17 protein-coding genes are annotated in these 20,958 nt (G+C 71.5%); 12 read left to right on the forward strand and 5 right to left on the reverse strand.

The annotated features are described in order from the left end of the window. The first annotated feature begins 105 nt into the window (after nucleotides 1-105). The 3 genes from ACZ52R_RS31740 (at nucleotide 106) to ACZ52R_RS31750 (ending at nucleotide 5,979) form a co-directional block, all read left to right on the forward strand. A complete protein-coding gene (locus ACZ52R_RS31740) occupies nucleotides 106-4,596 on the forward strand; it encodes an amino acid adenylation domain-containing protein (RefSeq protein ID WP_465754579.1) in 4,491 nt (1,496 codons plus the stop codon). Between the two features lie 17 nt (nucleotides 4,597-4,613). Continuing rightward, a complete protein-coding gene (locus ACZ52R_RS31745) occupies nucleotides 4,614-5,564 on the forward strand; it encodes a threonine ammonia-lyase (RefSeq protein ID WP_465754619.1) in 951 nt (316 codons plus the stop codon). Between the two features lie 151 nt (nucleotides 5,565-5,715). After that, a complete protein-coding gene (locus ACZ52R_RS31750) occupies nucleotides 5,716-5,979 on the forward strand; it encodes a DUF6191 domain-containing protein (protein WP_465754580.1) in 264 nt (87 codons plus the stop codon). A gap of 307 nt (nucleotides 5,980-6,286) precedes the next feature. Here the strand turns inward: ACZ52R_RS31750 and ACZ52R_RS31755 are convergent, their stop codons facing one another. Then, nucleotides 6,287-7,093 carry an exodeoxyribonuclease III gene (locus ACZ52R_RS31755; protein ID WP_465754581.1) on the reverse strand — a complete coding sequence of 269 codons (807 nt, stop codon included), beginning with the start codon at nucleotides 7,091-7,093 and terminating at the stop codon, nucleotides 6,287-6,289. A gap of 321 nt (nucleotides 7,094-7,414) precedes the next feature. On the opposite strand from ACZ52R_RS31755, the gene ACZ52R_RS31760 reads away from it, so the two are divergent. Beyond that, nucleotides 7,415-8,188, forward strand: coding sequence for a GntR family transcriptional regulator (locus ACZ52R_RS31760; RefSeq protein WP_360503988.1), 774 nt, complete (start codon nucleotides 7,415-7,417; stop codon nucleotides 8,186-8,188). Nucleotides 8,189-8,321: 133 nt separating this feature from the next. On the opposite strand, the gene ACZ52R_RS31765 is transcribed toward ACZ52R_RS31760, so the two are convergent. From ACZ52R_RS31765 to ACZ52R_RS31775, 3 genes are all read right to left on the reverse strand, one after another. Beyond that, nucleotides 8,322-9,485 (reverse strand): ROK family protein, encoded by a 1,164-nt coding sequence (locus ACZ52R_RS31765; RefSeq protein WP_465663122.1) that lies wholly within the window; start codon nucleotides 9,483-9,485, stop codon nucleotides 8,322-8,324. Between the two features lie 356 nt (nucleotides 9,486-9,841). Continuing rightward, nucleotides 9,842-10,204, reverse strand: coding sequence for a hypothetical protein (locus ACZ52R_RS31770; RefSeq protein WP_465754582.1), 363 nt, complete (start codon nucleotides 10,202-10,204; stop codon nucleotides 9,842-9,844). A 34-nt stretch (nucleotides 10,205-10,238) separates the two neighbouring features. Continuing rightward, nucleotides 10,239-11,843, reverse strand: a complete 1,605-nt coding sequence (locus ACZ52R_RS31775) for a methyltransferase domain-containing protein (protein WP_465754583.1) — start codon at nucleotides 11,841-11,843, stop codon at nucleotides 10,239-10,241. A 287-nt stretch (nucleotides 11,844-12,130) separates the two neighbouring features. Here ACZ52R_RS31775 and paaK point away from each other — a divergent pair, with 287 nt between their 5' ends. From paaK to ACZ52R_RS31810, 7 genes are all read left to right on the forward strand, one after another. Next, the gene (gene paaK, locus ACZ52R_RS31780) at nucleotides 12,131-13,465 is read left to right on the forward strand and encodes a phenylacetate--CoA ligase PaaK (protein WP_465754584.1); all 1,335 of its coding nucleotides are present in this window, start codon (nucleotides 12,131-12,133) and stop codon (nucleotides 13,463-13,465) included. 257 nt (nucleotides 13,466-13,722) lie between these two features. Next, nucleotides 13,723-14,841, forward strand: coding sequence for a sugar ABC transporter substrate-binding protein (locus tag ACZ52R_RS31785; protein WP_465618819.1), 1,119 nt, complete (start codon nucleotides 13,723-13,725; stop codon nucleotides 14,839-14,841). A gap of 67 nt (nucleotides 14,842-14,908) precedes the next feature. Beyond that, the gene (locus tag ACZ52R_RS31790; protein ID WP_396287959.1) at nucleotides 14,909-15,688 is read left to right on the forward strand and encodes an ATP-binding cassette domain-containing protein; all 780 of its coding nucleotides are present in this window, start codon (nucleotides 14,909-14,911) and stop codon (nucleotides 15,686-15,688) included. Between the two features lie 71 nt (nucleotides 15,689-15,759). After that, nucleotides 15,760-17,028, forward strand: a complete 1,269-nt coding sequence (locus ACZ52R_RS31795) for a sugar ABC transporter permease (protein ID WP_465619224.1) — start codon at nucleotides 15,760-15,762, stop codon at nucleotides 17,026-17,028. Between the two features lie 89 nt (nucleotides 17,029-17,117). Continuing rightward, nucleotides 17,118-17,789, forward strand: a complete 672-nt coding sequence (locus tag ACZ52R_RS31800) for a class I SAM-dependent methyltransferase (RefSeq protein WP_465663128.1) — start codon at nucleotides 17,118-17,120, stop codon at nucleotides 17,787-17,789. A gap of 114 nt (nucleotides 17,790-17,903) precedes the next feature. After that, on the forward strand, nucleotides 17,904-18,341 hold the full coding sequence (locus ACZ52R_RS31805) for a GNAT family N-acetyltransferase (protein WP_465754585.1): 438 nt from the start codon (nucleotides 17,904-17,906) through the stop codon (nucleotides 18,339-18,341). Next, a complete protein-coding gene (locus ACZ52R_RS31810) occupies nucleotides 18,308-18,466 on the forward strand; it encodes a hypothetical protein (protein ID WP_465618822.1) in 159 nt (52 codons plus the stop codon). Before ACZ52R_RS31805 ends, ACZ52R_RS31810 begins: the two co-directional genes overlap by 34 nt. 68 nt (nucleotides 18,467-18,534) lie before the next feature. Here ACZ52R_RS31810 and ACZ52R_RS31815 read toward each other — a convergent pair whose 3' ends face one another. Continuing rightward, on the reverse strand, nucleotides 18,535-19,971 hold the full coding sequence (locus ACZ52R_RS31815) for an aminopeptidase P family protein (RefSeq protein WP_465618823.1): 1,437 nt from the start codon (nucleotides 19,969-19,971) through the stop codon (nucleotides 18,535-18,537). 165 nt (nucleotides 19,972-20,136) lie between these two features. On the opposite strand from ACZ52R_RS31815, the gene ACZ52R_RS31820 reads away from it, so the two are divergent. Then, nucleotides 20,137-20,814 carry a helix-turn-helix domain-containing protein gene (locus ACZ52R_RS31820; protein WP_465618824.1) on the forward strand — a complete coding sequence of 226 codons (678 nt, stop codon included), beginning with the start codon at nucleotides 20,137-20,139 and terminating at the stop codon, nucleotides 20,812-20,814. The last annotated feature ends 144 nt before the right edge of the window (nucleotides 20,815-20,958 follow it).

A 20,958-nucleotide genomic window follows, 5' to 3' on the forward strand; every position in this document is an offset into this window, starting at 1 on the left:
AATGTCACCCGCTCCCGCCTCGGACGCCTCACCCGCCAGGGCTTCCTCACCCAACCCGGACGAGGCATCTACCAGAAACGGACTTAACGTCCTCTGAGCCGCACGGTGGGCTGGTTCACCAGCCTCTTCCCCGTGCGTCTGGACCTCCATGGCCTGGACGTCGACGAAGCCCTCGCCGGAGGTGCCGCGTTGGGTGAGGCGGTGAAGCGGGTCAAGGAGCACCTGCGGTCTTTGCCCGACCACGGTCTCGGCTACGGGCTGCTGCGCTACCTGAACCCGCAGACCGCCGCCCACCTCGGAGAGCTGGAGGAGAAGGCCGGCGCGGAGATCGTCTTCAACTACCTCGGCCGGTTCGCGGGCAATGACGGGACGGACCCGTGGTCCCCGGCGCCGGAATCGGCGGACCCCGGTCCCGATGCCGGGGCTCCGATGGGTCACGCGCTGACGATCAACGCGATGACCGAGGACCGTGCCGACGGCCCCCATCTGGTGGTCAGCGTGTCGTGGCCCGGTGCGCTGTTTGCGGAGGCTGAGGTTCGGGAGCTGTTGGACGGTTGGTCGACGGCTCTGCGCGCGCTGGTCGCGCACGTGGAGCAGCCGGGTTCGGGCGGGCACACGCCGTCGGACTTCCCGCTGGTCGCGCTGAGCTCCGCCGATGTCGCCGAACTGGAGTCGGCAGAGGTCGAGTTGGAGGATGTCTGGCCGTTGTCGCCGGTGCAGGAGGGCATGGTCTTCCACGCCCGGTACGACGTCGAGGCGGTGGATGTCTACACCGGTCAGTTCGGTTTCGAGGTCGAGGGCGCGCTGTCGGTGCGTTCTCTGCGTCGGGCCTGCCAGGCGCTGCTGGACCGGCATGCGAGCCTGCGGGCCGGGTTCCGGGTGCTGTCCTCGGGTGTGACCGTGCAGGCGGTTGCCGGGAGGGTGGAGGTGCCGTGGCGTGAGGAGGACCTGCGCGGTCTGGAGCCGGCGGCGCGGGAGGAGCGGCTGGCTCGGATCCTGGACGAGGAACGCGGCCGCTTCGACCTGACCCGACCGCCCCTGCTCCGCTTCGCCCTCGTCCGTCTGGGCGACGAGCACTGGCGACTCGTCATCACGAACCATCACATCATCCTCGACGGGTGGTCGTTGCCGCTGATGGTGCAGGATCTGTTCGCTGCCTACGAGGCCGACGGGAACGCCCTGGGCCTTCCGCAGCCCGCGTCCTATCGGGACTACGTGTCCTGGCTGGCCGGCCAGGACCGTGGATTGGCCGAGCAGGCCTGGGCCGAGGCCTTCGACGGTGTTCGGGACGCAACGAGGCTGGTGCCGGACACCGGTTCGCGCACACCGGACATGCCGGAACACGTGATCGTCGAGCTGTCGGAGGACCGGACGTCCGCCCTGGAGTCCTGGGCGCGTGGTCGCGGTGTCACGCTGAACACGGTGGTGCAGGCGGCTTGGGCGATGGTGCTGGGTCGGTTGACCGGGCGTGATGACGTGGTCTTCGGTGCGACGGTTTCGGGCCGTCCGCCGGAGGTGGCGGGGGTCGAGTCGATGGTCGGCCTGTTCATCAACACGGTTCCGGTGCGGGTGCGGCTGGATGCGGCGTCCTCGTTGGAGGATCTGCTGGCCGAGGTGCAGTCCCAGCAGGTGGAGCTGATGGCTCACCAACATCTGGGTCTCGCCGACATCCAGCGCCTCGCGGGTGTGGGTGAACTCTTCGACACGCTCACGGTGTTCGAGAACTATCCGATCGATCCGAAGGCGGCGGCAGGCGTTGCCGGTCTGCGGATCGCGGGGGTGCCCGGAAAGGACGCCACCCACTACCCGCTCAGCATCGCCGCCATGAAGAACGGTGGCCGGCTGGCGCTGGACCTGGGCTATGCCACGGATCTGTTCGACGCTCCGGCGGCCGAGGAGATCGGCTCGAGGATCCTGCGGGTGTTCGAGGCGGTGTTGGCTGATCCGTCGGTGTCGGTGGGGCGTGTCGACGTCCTGTCGGCGGGTGAGCGTCAGCGGGTGGTGGAGGAGTGGAACGGTACGGCGCGGCGGGTTGCGGCGGTGTCGATGGTGGAGCTGTTCGAGGCGCAGGTTGCGCGGGTGCCGGACAGCATCGCGGTGGTGTCGGGTGAGGTGTCGCTGACCTACCGGGAGGTGAACGAGCGGGCGAATGCGCTGGCGCATCGTCTGATCGCTCTGGGTGTGGGCGTGGAGAGTCTGGTGGGGGTCCTGGTGGACCGTTCACCGGAGATGCTGGTGGCGTTCCTGGGTGTGCTGAAGGCGGGCGGTGCGTATCTGCCGCTGGACGCGGCGAACCCGGTGGACCGTCTGCGGTCGGTCGTGCGGGAGGCCGGGGCCGGGGTCGTGCTGGTCGATGCGGCGCACGGGGGGCATCCGCTGGCGACGGAGTCGGGGCTGACCTGTCTCCCGCTGACCCTGGACAGCGCCTTGGATGCCACGCCCATGGTGGATCCGGGGGTGCATGTCGCCGGCGACAACCTGATGTACGTGATGTACACGTCGGGGTCGACGGGTCTGCCGAAGGGTGTCGCGGCCACGCACCGCAACGTGGTGACGTTCTGCCTGGACGCGGCGTGGAGCGCGGACGTCGCCGAGCGGGTGATGGTGCAGGCCAACCACGCGTTCGACGGTTCGACGTACGAGATCTGGGTGCCGCTGGTGCGCGGCGGGCGGCTGGTGCTGGCGCCGGCGGGCCGGGTGGACGCGGCGGAGCGCGGTCGGCTGATCGCGGAGCACGGGATCACCAACGTGCACGCCACGGCGGGTCTGTTCGGTGTGCTGGCGGAGCAGACGCCGGAGATCTTCGCCGGGGTGCGGGAGGTGTCGACGGGCGGTGATGTGGTCTCGCCGACTGCCGTGCGCGCGCTGCTGGACGCCCACCCGGGTCTGGTCGTGCGTACGACGTACGGTCCCACCGAGACCACGGCGTTTACCACCCAGGTCCCGTACGCGGCGGGTGATGTGGTGCCGGCGGCGGTGCCGATCGGTCGGCCGATGGACAACAGCGGTGCGTACGTGCTGGATTCGGCGCTGCGTCCGGTGCCCGTGGGCGTGACTGGTGAGCTGTACATCAGCGGCAGCGGTCTGGCACGTGGTTACCTCAACCGCCGTGCGCTGACGTCCGAGCGCTTCGTCGCGTGCCCGTTCGGCGTGCCGGGTGAGCGGATGTACCGCACCGGCGACACCGCCCGCTGGAACGCCGACGGGATCCTCGAGTTCATCGGGCGCGGCGACGACCAGGTGAAGGTGCGTGGCTTCCGGATCGAGTTGGGCGAGGTCGAGAGTGCACTCGCCCGCACCACCGGTGTCGCGCAGGCGGTCGCCCTGGTCCGCGAGGACCGACCCGGCGACAAGCGCCTCGTCGCCTACGTCGTCCCGACTCCGGGCACCGAGCTCGACACCGCCGACATTCGGGCCGAGGTCGCCGCGTCCCTGCCGGAGTACATGGTCCCGGCCGCGGTGATCGTCCTCGACGCGATCCCGCTCACGGTCAACGGCAAGCTCGACCGAAAGGCCCTGCCCGCACCCGACTTCGCCTCTGCCGGTGAGGGCCGTGCACCCGCCACCCCGCAGGAGGAGGTTCTGTGCGGTGTGTTCGCTGAGGTCCTCGGCCTCGACAAGGTCGGCGTGGACGACGGGTTCTTCGAACTCGGCGGTGACTCCCTGATGGCCACCCGGCTGGCGAGCCGGGTCAAGGCGGTCCTGGGGGTGGAGCTCGGGGTGCGTGCGGTGTTCGAGGCACCGACCGTCGCCGAGCTGGCCAAGCGCCTCGGTGGCGCGGCGACCCAGCAGGACGCGCTCGGCGTCCTGTTGCCCCTGCGCAGCAGCGGCAGCCGTGCACCGCTGTTCTGCGTGCACCCCGGCGTCGGCATCAGCTGGTGCTACTCGCCGTTGCTCCGCAGCATGCCGTCGGACTACCCCCTGTACGGGCTGCAGGCGCGCGGGCTCGCCGGGCCCGACGAACTACCGGGCTCCATCGGGGACATGGCCGCGGACTACATCCGGCAGATCCGCGCGGTGCAGGAGTCGGGCCCGTACCACCTGCTGGGCTGGTCGCTCGGCGGGATCGTCGCCCATGAGATGGCCGTCCAGTTGCAGGAGGCAGGTGAGGAGGTGGAGACGCTGGTGCTGCTCGACCCGTACACGAAGGCCCAGGCCGAGGATGCTGCCCCGCTGAGCAAGGCGCAGTTGATGGCGCTGGCGATCGAGGGGCTCGGCATCGAGGTCGACCGGAACGGGGAGGAGGAGCTCGAGATCGCCGATGTGGCGGCTGCGTTCCGTGCCGGTGGCGGGATTCTGAGTACGCTCAGTGACGAGGTCGCCGGCTCGATCCTGGAGATCTTCGGGAACAACGCGGGCAACCAGCAGCGGCACGTGCCGCGGGCCTTCACGGGCGAGGCCCTGGTGTTCACGGCGGACGGCGGCGCGGACGCCGGGGGGAGCGAGGATGTGTCGCAGTCCGCCGAGCGGTGGCGGTCGTTCGTCTCCGAGGGTGTCGAGGAGGTCCGGTTGTCCTGCGAGCATGAGGAGATGGCGCGACCGGACGTGCTGGCGGCGATCTGGCAGAAGATCGACTCCTCCCGGTTCGGCTGGTAGGGGGAGCCGTGCTGAAGATGCTGATCGGTGATGTCGAGCGGGCCGCGGCCCGGCTGGACGGACTGGTGGTCCGCACGCCGGTGCTCCGCCTGCCCGAACTCGACGCGGAACTGGGCGCGTCGGTCTTCCTCAAGGCGGAGATGTACCAGCACACCGGCGCCTTCAAGTACCGCGGGGCGCTGAACAAGATGCTGATGCTCGACCCCGCCGTTCTGCGACGGGGAGTGATCGCCGGCTCCTCCGGCAACCACGGGAAGGCGGTGGCGGGACTGGCGGAGGGCTTCGGCGTCCCGGCGCTGCTGGTCCTGCCGCGCGACGTTCCAGGGGCGAAGCTGGAGGCCGTGCGTGCCTGCGGCGCCGAGGTCGTCTTCTACGACCCGGCGCGTGACGACCGTGACGCCATCACGCGGGGTCTGGCGGCCGAGCGGGACCTCGTCCTGCTGCCCTCGTCCGACGACCCGGACGTCGCAGCGGGCCACGGTACGGTCGCTCTGGAACTGTTCGAGGAGACCGGAGGGGTGGACCACTTCCTGATGCCGGTCGGGGGAGGGGGCCTGGCGGCGGGGTGCGCGACCGTGGCCAAGGCCTTGGACCCGGGCGTCACGGTGACCGGGGTCGAGCCGGCGGAGGGGGACGATACGGCACGCTCGTTGCTCGCCGGCCGGCGCGTCGAGATCGTTCCGCCTCGTACGCTCGCCGACGGACTGCGCCACCGGACCCCCGGAAGGTTCACCTTCGAGGTCAACCGGAGGCTGCTCGACGGGGTGGCGGTGGTGACGGACCGTGAGCTGGAGGCGGCGATGCGCTTCCTCTGGAAGTACGGTGGGATCATCACGGAGCCGAGTGCCGCCTGCGGGGTGGCCGCGCTTCTCGCGGGCCGGGTCGAGCCGGCTGGGGCGCGGATCGGCGTGGTCCTCTCCGGCGCGAACATCGACGACGACCGCTTCCGGAGGATCGTTTCCGGATGAACGCCGTTCGAGTGGATGCGGGGTGGATGCGGGGCGTATCCGGGCCGACCCGGAACGCCGACCGGCCGCGGACCGTTGAAGGGTGGTCGTCGTCGGGGTCCCGTTTGTCCTCCGCTCACCCATGCCGAAGTGGTGCACTCACATGGAATTAATGGTCATCTTCCTGATCCTCGTCATGGTGGTCGAACGCCTGTGGCGCTGGGCGACCAAGGTCAAGCGAAAGGGGACGTCGATCTCCCAAGCGGGGCTGGACGAGTTCCAGTCGGCCTTCCAGAGCATGAAGCGCGTTCAGGTGGAACAGCAGCAGACCGAGCTGATGCTCCGCGATGAGGAGGGTGAGTCCGCGCCTCCGAACAATCGGATCGATCTCAACAGCGGAAAGGTGATTATCAACCCGACGGACAATAAGAAGTAGTCGGCGTCGGGCGTCGCGTGCTCACCGAAGACGGCGATCACGCGGCGCAGTCGAGAGGATCAGTTGTTCACGTCGTAGACCGCGGTGACGGCGCGTGGTCGGACCACCGTTCGGCGTGCGGTGTCACAGGCCTTCCCGTCAGTCTGCGCTCGCGATGCCCCTGGCGGGGTGGGTGCAACGAATCGACTTGTCAAACCGGCCGGGCAAGATCGCAGGCGTCGCTCGCTGGCGCGGGTGGGCCTGGGCTGAGCGCCGCCCGCAGGCACCAGGGCACCGCTGGTATCTACTAACTGTGGCTTCCTGTAGGTTAGTTGCCGCCGAAGTCGAATTCGGCGGTGACGGGTGCGTGGTCGGACCACCGTTCCGCGTGGGATGCCGCGCGCTCGACGTAGGCCGCGATGGATTTGTCCGCAATGCCCGGAGTTGTCACGATTAGGTCAATTCTCCAGCCGGAGTCGTTGTCGAAGGCACGGCCGCGGTAGGACCACCAGGAGTAGGGGCCGGTGCGGTCGGGGTGGAGGGCGCGGACGACGTCGATGTAGCCGGCCTCGTCGTAGACGCGGGACAGCCAGGCGCGCTCTTCGGGGAGGAAGCCGGCGGACTTCTGGTTGGCCTTCCAGTTCTTGAGGTCCTCGGGGCGGTGGGCGATGTTCCAGTCGCCGCAGACGACGACCTCGCGGCCGTCGGCGGCGGCGCGGGTGCGCAGGGCGGTGAGGTGGACGAGGAATTCCGCCATGAAGCGTTCTTTCTCGTCCTGGCGCTCGGTGCCGACCTCGCCGGAGGGGAGGTAGAGGCTGGCGACGGTCAGGCCGGGAAGGTCGATTTCCACATACCTGCCCGAATTGTCGAATTCCTCCGACCCGAATCCGATCGTGGTGCGCTGCGGTTCCTTCCGGGACAGGATGGCGACACCGGCGCGGCCCTTGGCGACGGAGGGGGCCCAGACCGCGTGCCAGCCGTCCAGGTCGCGGAGTTCGACGGGGAGCTGCTCGGGTTCGGAGCGCACCTCCTGCAGGCAGATCACGTCCGCCTCGGTGCCGGCCAGCCACTCGACGAAGCCCTTCTTGGCCGCCGCCCGGATTCCGTTCACATTCACACTTGTCACCACGATCACCCGGGCAGCCTACCGACTCGCCGTAGCCGACCGGTGCCGTGACGCGCTGCGGGCGGCCGGGCAGGCCGGGCCCGCCGGATTCCGACAGCGACTGACAGGAGCTGTCGTGAACGCGGCATGAATATGTGTGACAGTCGCGTCGAGCCGCGCCATTGGTCTTGACCATCTCCGGACGGAGCACCTAGGGTCGCTTACTGCAAGGACCTTTAATAAAGAAGGACGGATAAAAGCCCGCTCTCCCACCTGCCGCGACAGCGGACAGTGGGCCCGGCATCCGCCCTCGTTGTCGCAGGGCGGACAGGTACACAGGTGGAGGACGCGGTGGGGACGACAGGACAGCTTTCCTCGGTGCCGGAGCCGAAGTACTGGCACCTGCGTACGGTGCTGCTGCGGGCCATCGACTCGGAGTTCTCCATCGGTCAGGTCCTGCCCAACGAGCGCGAGCTCTCCGCCCGCTTCGGTGTGGCGCGGGCGACGCTGCGCCAGGCGCTCGACCAGCTGGAGCTGGAGGGCCGCCTGGTCCGCCGCCGGGGCATCGGCACCCTGATCGCCGCCCCGCGGGTCGGCGTCCCGGTCAACCGGCAGGAGGAGGGCTGGCCCGGCGCCGGCCGCAGCCAGTCCTGGCGGACGGTCGACTGCACCACCGCCCCCGCGACCGCGCAGCTGGCCAAGAGCCTCGGCATCGCCGAGGGCGCCACCGTGCACACCGTCCGCCGGGTCCGCATGGTGGAGGGCCGCGCGATGGCCGGCGAGTCGCTGCACGTGCCGGCCGCCGCCCTGCCGCACCTGCCGGGCTTCCGCGCCGAGGGCGACCGTGCCCGCTCGGTGCTGCGCCAGCTGGAGCGCCTGGAGGTCGACGGCGAGTCGCGCTCGGTCGAGCTCGGTGTCGCAGAGGCCGAGGAGGCCGCCCTCCTGGAGCGTCCGCCCGGCACCCCGGTCCTGGTCATGACCACCCAGTACGCCTCGGCCGGCCGCCTCGTCGCGGTGGCCGTCTCCACCTACCGGGCGGACACCTGCAAGCTGACCTTCGGCGAGACCGGACTGGTCGAGGTCACCCCGGTCGCCGCGACCACCGAGGTCCGCACCGCTTCCTGAAGCACGCGTCCTGAAGCACCGCCTTCTGAACCATTTCCGGAAACCCTCAGGTCGAGGCCCGGGCGCCAACTGGCGTCCGGGCCTTTGCCGTTGGGTGACGAGACCGGGAGCAGGCACCACGCCTCGACCGGCGTCAGGCCCGCGGCGGGTCCACCGCGAAGAGTTGCTCCTCGACGTGGTCGAGGGCGACGCGCAGGGCGCCCATCGCCACGACCTCCGAGCCGAGGGCCGCCAGGGCGACCTCGGGGGCGCGCAGCGTGAACTGGGCGAGGCGCTCGCGCAGGGGGTCCAGGACGCCGTCGAGGCCGGCCGCCCAGCCGCCGATGACCACCAGCTGGGGGTCGATGGCGAGGACGAGCGCGGCGACGCCCTGGACGAGGCGGGTGAGGAAGCGGTCCATGGCGACCTTCGCGACCTCGTCGCCCTCCCGGGCCAGCCGCAGGACGCGGGCGACGGCGGCCTCGTCCAGGGGGTTGAGCGGTTTGCCGGTGGTGGACAGCAGGCGCTCGGGGGTGACCTCCTGGCCGAGCAGGTGCAGGGCGCCTATCTCGCCGGCCGCGCCGCCGTAGCCGCGGTGCAGCTTGCCGTTGATGAGGGAGCCGGCGCCCGGGCTGAGGCCCGCCATCACGAAGACGACGTCGTCGGCGCCGAGGGCCGCGCCCTGCCAGTGCTCGGCGATGGCGGCGAGGTTGGCGTCGTTCTCGATCAGGACGGGGCAGCGGAAGGAGCGCCGCAGGCGGGTGCCGAGGTCGAGGCCGGTCCAGCCGGGCATCGCGGTGCCGAGCCGGATGGTGCCGTCGCGGTCGACGATGCCGGGGGTGCCGATGCCGACGGCCCACAGGTTGTCGCGGGAGACGCCGGCCTTGCGCAGCACCTCGGCGACGGCGGTGCGGAGGGCGGTGAGCCGGTCCTCGGCCTCCAGGGTCTCGTCGACCGGCTTGAAGTGACTGCCCAGCACCTCGCCGGTGAGGTCGGCCAGGATGACCCGGATGTCGTGCACGCCGATCTCGATGCCGAGGATGTGCCCGGCCTCGGCGCGGAAGCGGAACCAGCGGGCCGGGCGGCCGCGGCGGCCGGTGCCCGACTGGCCGTCCTCCCTCGGCTGCTCGACCTCGGCGACCAGCCCGGTCTCGACCAGACCCTCGATCACGCCCTCGACGGTCGGCCGGGAGAGGCCGGTCTCGCCGACGAGCTGAGTGAGGGTCACGGAGTGGCCGTTGCGCAGCGCCCGGAGCGTGACCGCCGCGTTGATCCGCCGCAGCAGCGAGGAGTCTCCTCCGGTGAGCCGATCCGCCAATGCGATGCCCTTCGCCGTTCGCGCGACTGCCCTGGCGCGCGATGTCGAGTGCGCGGTGCCCACCGAATGGCCCGCGGGGAGTGCGCCCCCGGAACGCGGCACGGCGGTAGGGGGCCGCCTGCGCGAGGGCCGGAGGACAAGCGGAGCCTACCCGGGCAGCGGCCCGGGCGGCGAGGATCCTCGCAGCTCACCCAGGCTTCGGTATCGAAATGGTACGGATCGGGTGGCGGTGGCTGACCGGGCTTCACCGCACGGCCATGGGCGGTCGTGGGCAGTCATGGACGGTCGTGGACGGCTAGGCATGGCCAGGGATGGCCACGGATGGTTCGCCCCCCGGGGTGGTGGGACGGGCCGGGTCACCGACAGGACGGGGTGGACCGGCGGGAGCGGGCCCGGCCGAGCGCGCTCACGCTGCGCCAGGAGCCCACGGAGAAGGCGGACATCGCGGACCCGATCGAGCCCACGGACGCGAACGAGCCGATCGAGCCGACGGATCCGAAGGACCCGATCGAGCCGATGGACAGGAACGAGCCCACCGAGCCGATCGAGAGGAAGGATCCGACGGACCCGATCGAGAGGATCGAACCGAGCGACGCGAGCGACGCGAGTGACCCGAGTGACTGGGCCGATGCGTGCGATGCGTGCGACGCGATCGACGCGATCGATGCGATTGAACCGGGTGACGCGATCGGGTCTGCGGTGCGGGAGGTCCGAGGCATGGCCCCGATCGTATCGGCGCCGCGACCCCTCGGCTCAGTCCACCCGGGCCGCGAACAGCCGCTGTCCCAGCAGCCCCATCGGGTGTCCGTCCTCCGGCAGCGTGTGGACGGTCGGGCAGCCCGCCGCCGCGAGGGCGGCCTGCCAGTGCTCCGCCGGGTGAGCGGTGAGGCGGCCCCGGGCGTCGCCGGTGATCAGCAGGTCGAGCTGTTCGGCGGTGGGTGCGAGTAGCAGGAGTCGGCCGCCGGGGGCGAGCAGCCGGACCAGTGCCGGGATCTCGTCCTCCGGCCGCCGGGTCGCGGTGGCGACGACGATGTCGTAGCGGCCGCCGTCCGGGGTGACGTGGTGGTCGACGTTGGGGCGGGGCCGGGTGGCGAGGGCCCGGGCGACCGCGGTGTCGGCGCCGTCGAGCTCGAGGTCGAGTTCGAGGACGCGCAGCGGCGCCTGCCCGTCGTGGGTCTCGGCGGTGCCGCGGACCAGGGTGCCGAGGGCGGTGCCGAGGTAGCCGCGGGCGGTGGCCCAGCGGACCGGGGTGGCAGCCGGATGGGGCGTCGCCTCGCCGGTGATCAGCCGGGGGAGCCGCAGCGCGCCGCGCCGTACCCGGTCGAGGGCGGCGGCCGGCCCGAGTCCGTCGGCCCAGGCCTCGATGACCGGTCGCCAGGACTCCCGGACCTCGGCGGCGTCGAGTTCGGGCCCGCCGTGGAAGATCGCGCCTTGCGCGCCGCCGTCGTGCCGGGTGATCAGGCCGTGCCGGGCGAGCGCGTCCAGCCAGCGGGTGACGCGGGGGCGTTGGGCGGGGGTGACCATGGCGGTGGCCAGTACCTCGGCTTCGGGGTAGCCGCGCTCGGGGTCGGTGAGGACTCCGCTCTGCTGGAGGGTGAGCAGCAGGGAGGAGAGTACGGCCTGGTCGAGGTGGGCGCCGAAGTCGCGTATCTGCTCGGCGGTGACGCCGATGCTGTGCTTCCAGGCGGCGGCGGTGGCGGCTTCGGTGGCGGCGCGCAGTCGGCGGTCGGCGGCCTCGGTGTTGCTGTCGGGGGCGCGGACGTGGGCGAGGACGGCGCCGAGCGCGTCGACGGCGGCGTACACGTCCTCCTGGCGGGGCTCGGGGCCGACGTGCAGGACGAGCCGCAGCGAGCCGAGGTCATGGGCGGCGGGGTTGTGCGCGTCGAGGTCCCGCGGGCCGACGTCGTGCGTGCCGGGGCCGGGCCCGGGCTGTCGGCTGAGGCGCCAGAGCAGGGCGGAGGGCAGGCTGAGGTGGGTGGTGCGGTTGACGGCGATGGCGGCGAGCTGCTCGTCGGGCTGCTGGTCGGGGTCGCCGCAGTGGACGGTGCCGCCGGCGAGCAGGGTGGCGAGGGCGAGTTCGACGGCGAGGTCGGTGACGGGGTGCAGCACGGTGTGGCGGATCGGCGGCGGGCCGAGGACGCCGGCCCAGTACCGCAGCCGCTGTTCGGCGGCGCGGGCGGCGGTGGGTGCCAGTGCGGCGTGTTGGGCGACGCGTTCGGCGAGGGCCCGCGGCAGGCCGCCCGGCGGGGAGACGCCGAGCAGCAGGCCGATGCCGCTGATCGCGCGCCCGTCGGCGACGACGGCGGGCCGGTCGCCGAGCTCGCGCAGCGCGCTGACCAGGGCAGGAGTGGGGGGCACGGTGATCACTTCCGGGGTGCGGGGGAGAAACCGCACTACTGAACCATGCTGGTGGGGTGGGGGAGCCCGCCTGCGGGTCAAGATTCTGTAATGATTTTCATATCGGACAGCCAAGCGGGTGGCCGAGGTCGGCGTCAAGTCGACCCAAAGGTGCTGGAACCTCCCATTCCGGGAGTCCGGCGCGATCCCTTGACAGTCGGTTCGGGTACTGGATTACTGGGCCTGAGCGTGCCTGACCGAACGATCGGTAGGTTGCTCCGGATCGGCCGACCAGCGAAGGAGCGACGATGACCGGCACCGCACCCGTCCCGCGCCGACACCTCGGGGAACCGGTCCCACCCGACCTCCTGGACGCCGGCGAACGCCTGGGTGTGGACGAGCTGCGCGCCCTCCAGCTCACCCGGCTGCGGGCCACCCTGCGGCACGCGTACGGCAACGTGGAGCTCTACCGCCGCAAGTTCGACGCGGCCGGCGTCCGCCCCGAGGACTGCCGCACCCTGGCGGACCTCGCCCGTTTCCCCTTCACCACCAAGGCCGACCTGCGCGAGGGCTACCCCTTCGGCATGTTCGCCGTCCCGATGGACCAGGTCCGCCGGATCCACGCCTCCAGCGGCACCACCGGCCTGCCGACCGTGGTCGGCTACACCGAGAACGACCTCTCCATGTGGGCCGACGTGGTCGCCCGCTCGATCCGCGCGGCCGGCGGCAGGCCGGGCCACAAGGTGCACATCGCCTACGGCTACGGCCTGTTCACCGGCGGCCTCGGGGCCCACTACGGCGCCGAGCGGGCCGGCTGCACCGTGATCCCGGCCTCCGGCGGCATGACGGCCCGGCAGGTGCAGCTGATCCGCGACTTCGAGCCCGACATCATCATGGTCACCCCGTCCTACCTGCTCACCCTGCTCGACGAGTTCGAGAAGCAGGGCATCGACCCGCGCGCCACCTCGCTCAAGGTGGGCATCTTCGGTGCCGAGCCCTGGACGGAGGAGATGCGGCGCGAGATCGAGGAGCGGCTCGACCTGCACGCCGTCGACATCTACGGCCTCTCCGAGGTGGTCGGCCCGGGCATCGCGCAGGAGTGCGTGGAGACCAAGGACGGGCTGCACATCTGGGAGGACCACTTCTACCCGGAGGTCGTCGACCCGTTCACCGACGAGGTGCTGCCCGAGGGCGAGGGCGGTGAACTGGTCTTCACCTCGCTCACCAAGGAGGCGCTGCCCGTCATCCGCTACCGCACCCGCGACCTCAGCCGCCTGCTGCCCGGCACCGCGCGCCCGGCCTTCCGGCGGATGGAGAAGGTCACCGGGCGCAGCGACGACATGATCATCCTGCGCGGGGTGAACGTCTTCCCGACCCAGATCGAGGAGATCCTGCTGCGTACCCCGGGCGTTGCGCCGCACTTCCAACTGCGGCTCACCCGCGAGGGGCGGCTGGACCGGATGACCGTCCGGGTCGAGGCCCGGCCGGATGCGCCCGCCGAGCAGCGGGACGCGGCGCGGGAGGCGATCGTGCGCGCGGTGAAGGACGGGGTCGGCGTCACGGTCGCGGTCGAGGTGGTCGAGCCGTACACCCTGGAGCGCTCGGTCGGGAAGATCAAGCGGGTGGTGGACGCACGCGGGTGAACGCGCCCGGCTGAACGCGTGGCAGTGCTGACCGGCAGCACTGACCGGCAGTGCTGAAGGAGGAGGTCGGAGGCGCACGGCTGTCCGGGGGGTGATGCCGTGCGCCTCCGACGTCTACAGAAATGTAGACGCTTGATCGGGGGCGAGTCCAGCCGCCTCCCCGGATACCCGTTCGGCTCACCGGAATCGTGGGCGGGGCCGATGCTTCCCAGACTCGGAGAGGAGAAGGGGGAGGACCCAACCGGAGAGGCATCCTCATGAGCATCGGGCTTCGCCGCGTCCTCGCGGTCACCGCAGCGGTTTCCCTCGGCCTGGGCGCCGCGGCCTGCGGCAGCGCCAAACAGTCCTCCGGCGGCACCACAAGCGGCGCGGCTGCGAGCGGCAGCGCCTCCGTGGGCGCCGTCCGGATCGGCCTGCTGCTGCCGGAGACCAAGACCACCCGCTACGAGCAGTTCGACCGCCCGCTGATCGAGCAGAAGATCAAGGAGCTGGCGCCGGAAGCACAGATCGACTACTACAACGCCAACCAGGACGCGACCACCCAGCAGACCCAGGTGGACACCGCCCTCACCAAGGGCGACAAGGTGCTGATCCTGGACGCGGTGGACTCCAAGTCGATCCAGTCCTCGGTCCAGAAGGCCCACGATGCGGGCGTCAAGGTGCTCGCCTACGACCGCCTGGCCCAGGGCCCGGTCGACGCGTACGTCTCCTTCGACAACCACAAGGTCGGCCAGCTGCAGGGCCAGGCCCTGGTGGCGGCGGTGGGCGGCAAGGCCAACGCCGGCCAGATCATCATGATCAACGGCTCGCCGACCGACCCCAACGCGGCCGACTTCAAGGCCGGCGCGCACAGCGCGATCGACGGCAAGCTGAAGATCGGCAAGGAGTACGACACCCCGCAGTGGGACCCGAACCTGGCCAACCAGGAGGCCGCGGCGGGCATCACCGCGATCGGCCCGGCCAACGTGGTCGGCATCTACTCCGCCAACGACGGCATGGCCGCCGGTATCGCCACCGCGCAGAAGGCGGCCGGGATCAACACTCCGCTCACCGGTCAGGACGCCCAACTCGACGCCATCCAGCGGATCGTGGCCGGCACCCAGACCATGACGATCTACAAGCCGTTCAAGCCGGAGACCGACGCCGCGGCCGAGATGGCCATCGCCATGGCTGCCGGGATGACCCCCGCACCCAGCCTCGTGCCCACGACGGCGACCAACGGCAGCAACAACAAGGTGCTGGCCAACCTGATCACCCCGATCGTCGTCAACAAGGACAACATCAAGACCACCGTGGTCCAGGACGGCCTCTACACCGTCGCCCAGATCTGCACGCCGGACTACGCCGCCGCCTGCCAGGCCGCCGGCCTCCAGTAGTCCCGCGACACCCGACACGAGTGCGCCCCGCCTCCACGACGGAGGCGGGGCAAGGGAGTTGGTCACTGTGGCAGGTGAGACCGTACTGGCCCTGCGCGGGGTCTCCAAACGGTTCGGCGCCGTCCAGGCGCTCACCGACATCGAACTGGAGGTGCACGCCGGCGAGGTGGTGGCCCTGGTCGGCGACAACGGCGCCGGCAAGTCCACCCTGGTCAAAGCGATCGCCGGGGTACACCAGCCCGACGAGGGCGTCATCGAGTGGCAGGGCAGGCCGGTGACCATCCACCGGCCGCAGGACGCCCAGCAGTTGGGCATCGCGACGGTCTACCAGGACCTCGCGCTCTGCGACAACCTCGACGTGGTCGGGAACCTCTTCCTCGGCCGCGAGATCCGGCGCTTCACCGTCCTCGACGAGGTCGCGATGGAGAAGCGCTCCCAGACGCTGCTGGACACCCTCTCCATCCGCATCCCCAGCGTGCGGATCCCGGTCGCCTCGCTCTCCGGCGGCCAGCGCCAGGTGGTGGCGATCGCCCGCGCGCTGATCGGCTCGCCCAAGGTCGTGATGCTGGACGAACCCACCGCCGCCCTCGGCGTCGAGCAGACCGCCCAGGTGCTCGACCTGGTCGAGCGGCTGCGCGAGCAGGACCACGGCGTGATCCTGATCAGCCACAACATGGCGGACGTGATGGCCGTTGCGGACACCGTCGCGGTGCTGCGCCTCGGCCGCAACAACGGCGTCTTCGACAAGCACTACACCAACCAGGAAGAGATCATCTCGGCCATCACCGGAGCCACGGACAACGCCGTGACCCGCCGGAAGGCCCGTGGCCAGGAGGGTTCCGAGTGAGCGAGAACATTCCCGGGAGCCCCCCGGGCGGCGAGCCCGAACGCCACCACGTCCCGCTGCCCGAGGACAGCATGCCCACGGGCGGCGTCAACGCGCCGGTGCCGGTGGCGGCCCAAGCCACCCCCGCGGTCGACCCCCGGCTGATCGTGCGCCAGGAGGGCGTCAAGGGCTACCTCGGCGAGTTCCGCCGCCGCCTGAGCAGTGGTGAACTCGGCTCGGTGCCGGTGGTGCTGGCCCTGATCGTGATCTGGGCCGTGTTCGGAAGTCTGAACAGCAGCTTCCTGTCCGCCCAGAACCTTTCCAACCTGTCGCAGCAGATCGTCGGCACCGGCATGATCGCGATCGGCGTGGTCTTCGTCCTGCTGCTCGGCGAGATCGACCTGTCGGTCGGCTCGGTCAGCGGACTGTGCGCGGCGATCTACGCCGTCCTGAGCGTCACGGACGGCGTCAACCAGTACCTCGCGCTGCTCACCGCCCTCGTCGGCGGCGCGGTGGTCGGGTGCATCCAGGGCGTCTTCTTCGCCAAGGTCGGTGTCCCGGCCTTCGTGGTCACCCTCGCGGGCAACCTCGGCTGGAACGGCCTGATGCTGCAGATCCTCGGCAGCACCGGCACCGTCAACCTCCCCGGCACGGACATCGTCTCCCGGCTCTACAGCACCATCTACGGCCAGGAGATCGCCGCCTACGGCACGGCGGCGATCGGCGTCCTGCTGTTCCTGGGCGCCTCGCTGTTCGACGCCCGCCGGCGCCAGGCCGCGGGCGTCCCGTCCCGCCCGATGACCGACATCGTGCTCAGGACCGTCCTGCTGGCGATCGTCGGCTTCCTCGCCGCCTACACGCTCAACCAGTACAAGGGGTTGCCGCTCGCGCTGCTGATCTTCCTGATCTTCATCGTGGTGCTGGACTTCGCTCTGCGCCGCACCTCCTACGGCCGCCAGGTGTTCGCGCTCGGCGGCAACATCGAGGGCGCCCGGCGCGCGGGCATCAACGTGTCCTGGATCCGGATCACCGTGTTCACCATCTGCTCCACGATGGCGGCGGTCGGCGGCCTGTTCCTGGCCGCGCAGATCCAGTCAGCCAGCCAGACCTCCGGCGGCGGCAACCTGCTGATGAACGCCATCGCGGCCGCCGTCATCGGCGGCACCAGCCTGTTCGGCGGGCGCGGCAAGACCTGGTCCGCGCTGCTCGGCGCGCTGGTGATCGCTTCGATCCAGTCCGGGATGAACATCCAGGGCCTGAGCAACGCCATCCAGTTCATGATCACCGGTGCGGTGCTGCTGGCCGCCGTCGTGGTCGACTCGCTGGCCCGGCGTACCCAGAAGGCCGCCGGCCGGGCGTGAGCACCGTCGCGGCGGCGTCAGCACCCCGCGCGGGCGGTTCGGGGCCCGCGCGGGCGTGAGCACCCCCGCGCGGGCTCTATGCTGCGGACATGCCGAGTGAGCTGCGTACTCTTCAGCCGGCCGAAGACCTCGCCTTCATCCGGCGCGAGACCGAGCTGAAACCCGTCCCCTTCGTGCCCGAGATCAGCCTGCACATGGCCGAGGACGCCATCGCCCTCTGGGAGACCACTGAGCGGGCGCGCGGGCAGGCCGGACTGCCGCCGCCGTTCTGGGCCTTCGCCTGGGCGGGCGGCGTGGCCGTCACCCGCTACGTGTTGGACCACCCCGACCTGGTGGCGGGCCGAACGGTGCTGGACGTCGCCGCCGGGTCCGGACTGGTCGGGGTGGCCGCCGCGCTGCGCGGCGCGACCTCGGTGCGCGCCGCCGAGATCGACGCCTACGCGGTGGCCGCGATCGGCCTCAACGCCGAGGCCAACGGGGTACGGGTGGACGGCGCCCTGGTGGACCTGGTGGACGGGGACGGCGCCCCCGCCGAGGTGGTGCTCGCGGGCGACGTCTTCTACGAACGGGCCATGGCCGCCCGCTTCCTGCCCTTCCTGGAACGGGCCGCCGCGCGCGGCGCCACCGTCATCGTCGGCGACCCCGGCCGTGCCTACCTGCCGCGGGAGCGGTTCACGGCGGTGGCGGCGTACCAGGTGCCGGTGGTCGCGGACCTGGAGGACACCGCCGTCAAGACCACCACGGTGTGGCGGCTCGGCTGACGGCTCGGCTGACGGTACCTCCGGCGGGGGCGGCCCTTCCCCGGCCCTTCCCCGGCGCGTCCGGCCCGCGGAATTCCCGGCGCAGCGGCGGGAACGGCTGCTAGACAGGCCCGCATGACCGACCAGATCGCCCTGCGCCCCGCCGCCCCCGACGAGATCCCCGCCCTGCTCGACCTCTGGGCCCGAGCCGCCAAGGGCACCAGCATCACGGACGACGAGGCGGGCGTGGCCGCGCTGCTCGCCCGCGACCCCGCGTGCCTGATCGTCGCCACCCCCGCCGACGACCCGGCGACCCTCCTCGGCACCGTGATCGCCGGCTGGGACGGCTGGCGCTGCCACCTGTACCGCCTCGCCGTCGACCCCGAGCACCGCCGCCGGGGCATCGGCGCGGCCCTGCTGGCCGCCGCCGAGGAGCGCTTCGTCGCGCTCGGCGGCCGCCGGATCGACGCCATGGTGCTGGACGACAACGCCCTCGGCCACCGCACCTGGCAGGCCGCCGGCTACCGGCCCGAGCCGCAGTGGAGCCGCTGGGTCAAGCCGCTGGAGGCCTGACCCGGTCCGGCGTCACGCACAACCCCGCCCCGGGGTTCTACCGGCTCTGCTTCACCGCCCGCCAGTCCAAGGAGGTCGTGGAGGCGGTGGCCCGGGTGGGCACGGCGCTGGGCAAGCTGAAGTGACCGGTGCGCGGCACCCGGGGCGGGCTCCCCGGGTGCCGCGCTGCGCTTTCGGCTGCGCGCAGGTTGTCTCAGCCGCGCAGGGCGGCCAGCCAGGCCTCGACCTCGTCGGCGCGGCGGGGGAGGGCGGTGGAGAGGTTCTCGTTGCCGTCCTCGGTGACCAGGATGTCGTCCTCGATCCGCACGCCGATGCCGCGGTACTCCTCCGGCACCGTCAGGTCGTTCTGCTGGAAGTAGATGCCCGGCTCGACGGTCAGCACCATGCCCGGCTTCAGCGGGCCGTCCACGTGGACCTCGGTGAGGGAGTGGGCGCAGTCGTGCACGTCGATGCCCAGCATGTGGCCGGTGCCGGCCAGGGTGAAGCGGCGGTGCAGGCCCAGCTCGTACACCTTGTCGGCGGTCAGGTCGCCGAACAGGCCCCAGGAGGTGAGGTGTTCGGCGAGCTCGCGCTGGGCGGCGCGGTGGAAGTCGCGGAAGTCCGCGCCCGGCTTCACCGCGGCGATGCCGGCCTCCTGCGCCGCGAACACGGCGTCGTAGACCTTGCGCTGCAGGTCGGTGAAGCGGCCGCTGACCGGCAGGGTGCGGGTGATGTCGGCGGTGTACAGGTGGTTGGTCTCCACGCCCGCGTCGAGCAGCAGGAGGTCGCCGGGCTTGGCGTGGCCGTCGTTGCGCACCCAGTGCATGGTGGTGGCGTGCGGGCCGGACGCGGCGATGGTGCCGTACCCGACGTCGTTGCCCTCGACCCGGGCCCGGACGAAGAAGGTGCCCTCGATCAGCCGCTCCGCCGTCTCGGTGTCGGTGCCGAGGACGCGCACCACGTCCTCGAAGCCGCGGGCGGTGGCCGCGCAGGCGAAGCGCAGCTCGGCGATCTCGAACTCGTCCTTCACCAGGCGCAGTCCGGACAGGAAGACCTCGAACTCCTCGTCCCGCGCGGCGACCGCCCGGCCCGCCAGGGCCGCCTCCACGCCCGCGTCGTGGCGGCGCAGCACGCGCACCGGGCCGGTCGCCGCGCGCAGGTCGGCGTGCACCGCGCGCACGTCCCGGCAGGGCAGGCCGAGCAGCTGCTCGCTCTCGGTCAGGCTGTTGCGGCGGCCGTCCCACAGCTCGCCGTGGGTGTCCAGCCAGAACTCGCCGTTGTCGACCTCCGAGCGGTTGCGCAGGTAGAGGACGGCGGTGTGCCCGCTCTCACCGGTGGGCTCCAGCACCAGCACCGCGTCCTGGGACTGGTCGCCGGTCAGGTAGGCGTAGTCGGAGGACGGGCGGAACGGGTAGTCGGTGTCGTTGGCCCGCACCTTGGGGTTGCCGGACGGGACCACCAGCAGCTCGCCGGGGAAGGCGGCGGACAGCTCGGCGCGGCGGCGCGCGGTGTGCACCGCCTGCGGGACCGGCTCCAGGGCGGTGCGCTCGGTGTCGGCCCAGCCCTGCTTCATGTTCTCGGCGAGTTCGTCCGTGACGCCGCGCGTGAGGCCGTTCTTCCGGTACTTGATGGTGTCGGCGGGCTCGGTCACTACGGTCTCCTGGCGAGGGTGGTGGACGGCGGTGGAGGAGTGGTGGGCGGCGGTGGAAGGCGGCGGAGGGGTGGTGGATGCGACGTGCTTCGCTACGCTGCCTCGTCCGTCGGCATGCGTCCCGTACGGTATATCGAACAAGTGCCGGGAGAGAAGAGGTCGAGCGTGAACGACGCCGAGGAATCCGTCCGGGGCGTCCTCGCCGCCAACCTGAAGCGGGTGCGGGCGCAGCGCGGGCTCTCCCTGTCCGAGCTGTCCCGGCGGGCCGGAATCGGCAAGGCCACGCTCTCCCAGCTGGAGTCCGGGGCCGGCAACCCCACCCTGGAGACCGTGCTCGGACTATCCCGGGAGCTCGGCGTGCCGATCTCCGACCTGGTGGAGGCGCGGCCCGCCGACGAGGTGACCGTGGTGCGGGCGGCCGACGCCGAGGTGCTGAGCGGCCGGGGCGTCGACCTGCGCCCGCTGCGCCGGATCGAAGCCGGGGACGTGGTGTTCGAGGTCTACGACCAGCAGGTACGCACCGACGGCACCCAGATCTCCGGCGGCCACATCGGTACCGAGCACACCATCGTCCAGGCCGGCCGGCTGCGGGTCCGGGCGGGCCGCCGCGAGGTCGAACTCGGCCCCGGCGACTACGTCGGCTTCGACGCCACGCTGCCGCACTCCTACACCGCCGTGGGCGGCGAGCCGGTCCGCTCGGTGCTCCTGCTGCAGTACCGCGCGGAGCAGCGGCTGCACCTCGCCGACGCGGCGGACGAGCCGGCCCTGCAGTCCGTGTCGCGGCCCGCGCTGGGATCGGCGTCCGGGCCGGCGTCCGGGCCCTCGCTCGGGCACCGGCACTGATCGGCTGCGGGTCGCTACCCGAGCCGTATTGTTCGGAATACCGAACGAGGTGCCCCGGCCCCCACTCCCCTCGTGGTGGGGGCCGGAGCGGGACTCCGCCGCGCCGATCCGCGCCGACCCGGGAGAGCATGCCAAGCGCGGCGG

The sequence above is a fragment of the Kitasatospora sp. NPDC034023 genome, assembly GCF_055575795.1.

Excerpts from the sequence above, each read along its gene's own strand:
- ACZ52R_RS31795 (WP_465619224.1), top strand. The coding sequence starts at position 15,760 with ATGCCCACGGGCGGCGTCAACGCGCCGGTGCCGGTGGCGGCCCAAGCC.
- paaK (WP_465754584.1), top strand. The coding sequence starts at position 12,131 with ATGACCGGCACCGCACCCGTCCCGCGCCGACACCTCGGGGAACCGGTC.
- ACZ52R_RS31750 (WP_465754580.1), top strand. The coding sequence starts at position 5,716 with ATGGTCATCTTCCTGATCCTCGTCATGGTGGTCGAACGCCTGTGGCGC.
- ACZ52R_RS31745 (WP_465754619.1), top strand. The coding sequence starts at position 4,614 with ATGCTGATCGGTGATGTCGAGCGGGCCGCGGCCCGGCTGGACGGACTG.
- ACZ52R_RS31770 (WP_465754582.1), bottom strand. The coding sequence starts at position 10,204 with ATGCCTCGGACCTCCCGCACCGCAGACCCGATCGCGTCACCCGGTTCA.
- ACZ52R_RS31800 (WP_465663128.1), top strand. The coding sequence starts at position 17,118 with ATGCCGAGTGAGCTGCGTACTCTTCAGCCGGCCGAAGACCTCGCCTTC.
- ACZ52R_RS31785 (WP_465618819.1), top strand. The coding sequence starts at position 13,723 with ATGAGCATCGGGCTTCGCCGCGTCCTCGCGGTCACCGCAGCGGTTTCC.
- ACZ52R_RS31805 (WP_465754585.1), top strand. The coding sequence starts at position 17,904 with ATGACCGACCAGATCGCCCTGCGCCCCGCCGCCCCCGACGAGATCCCC.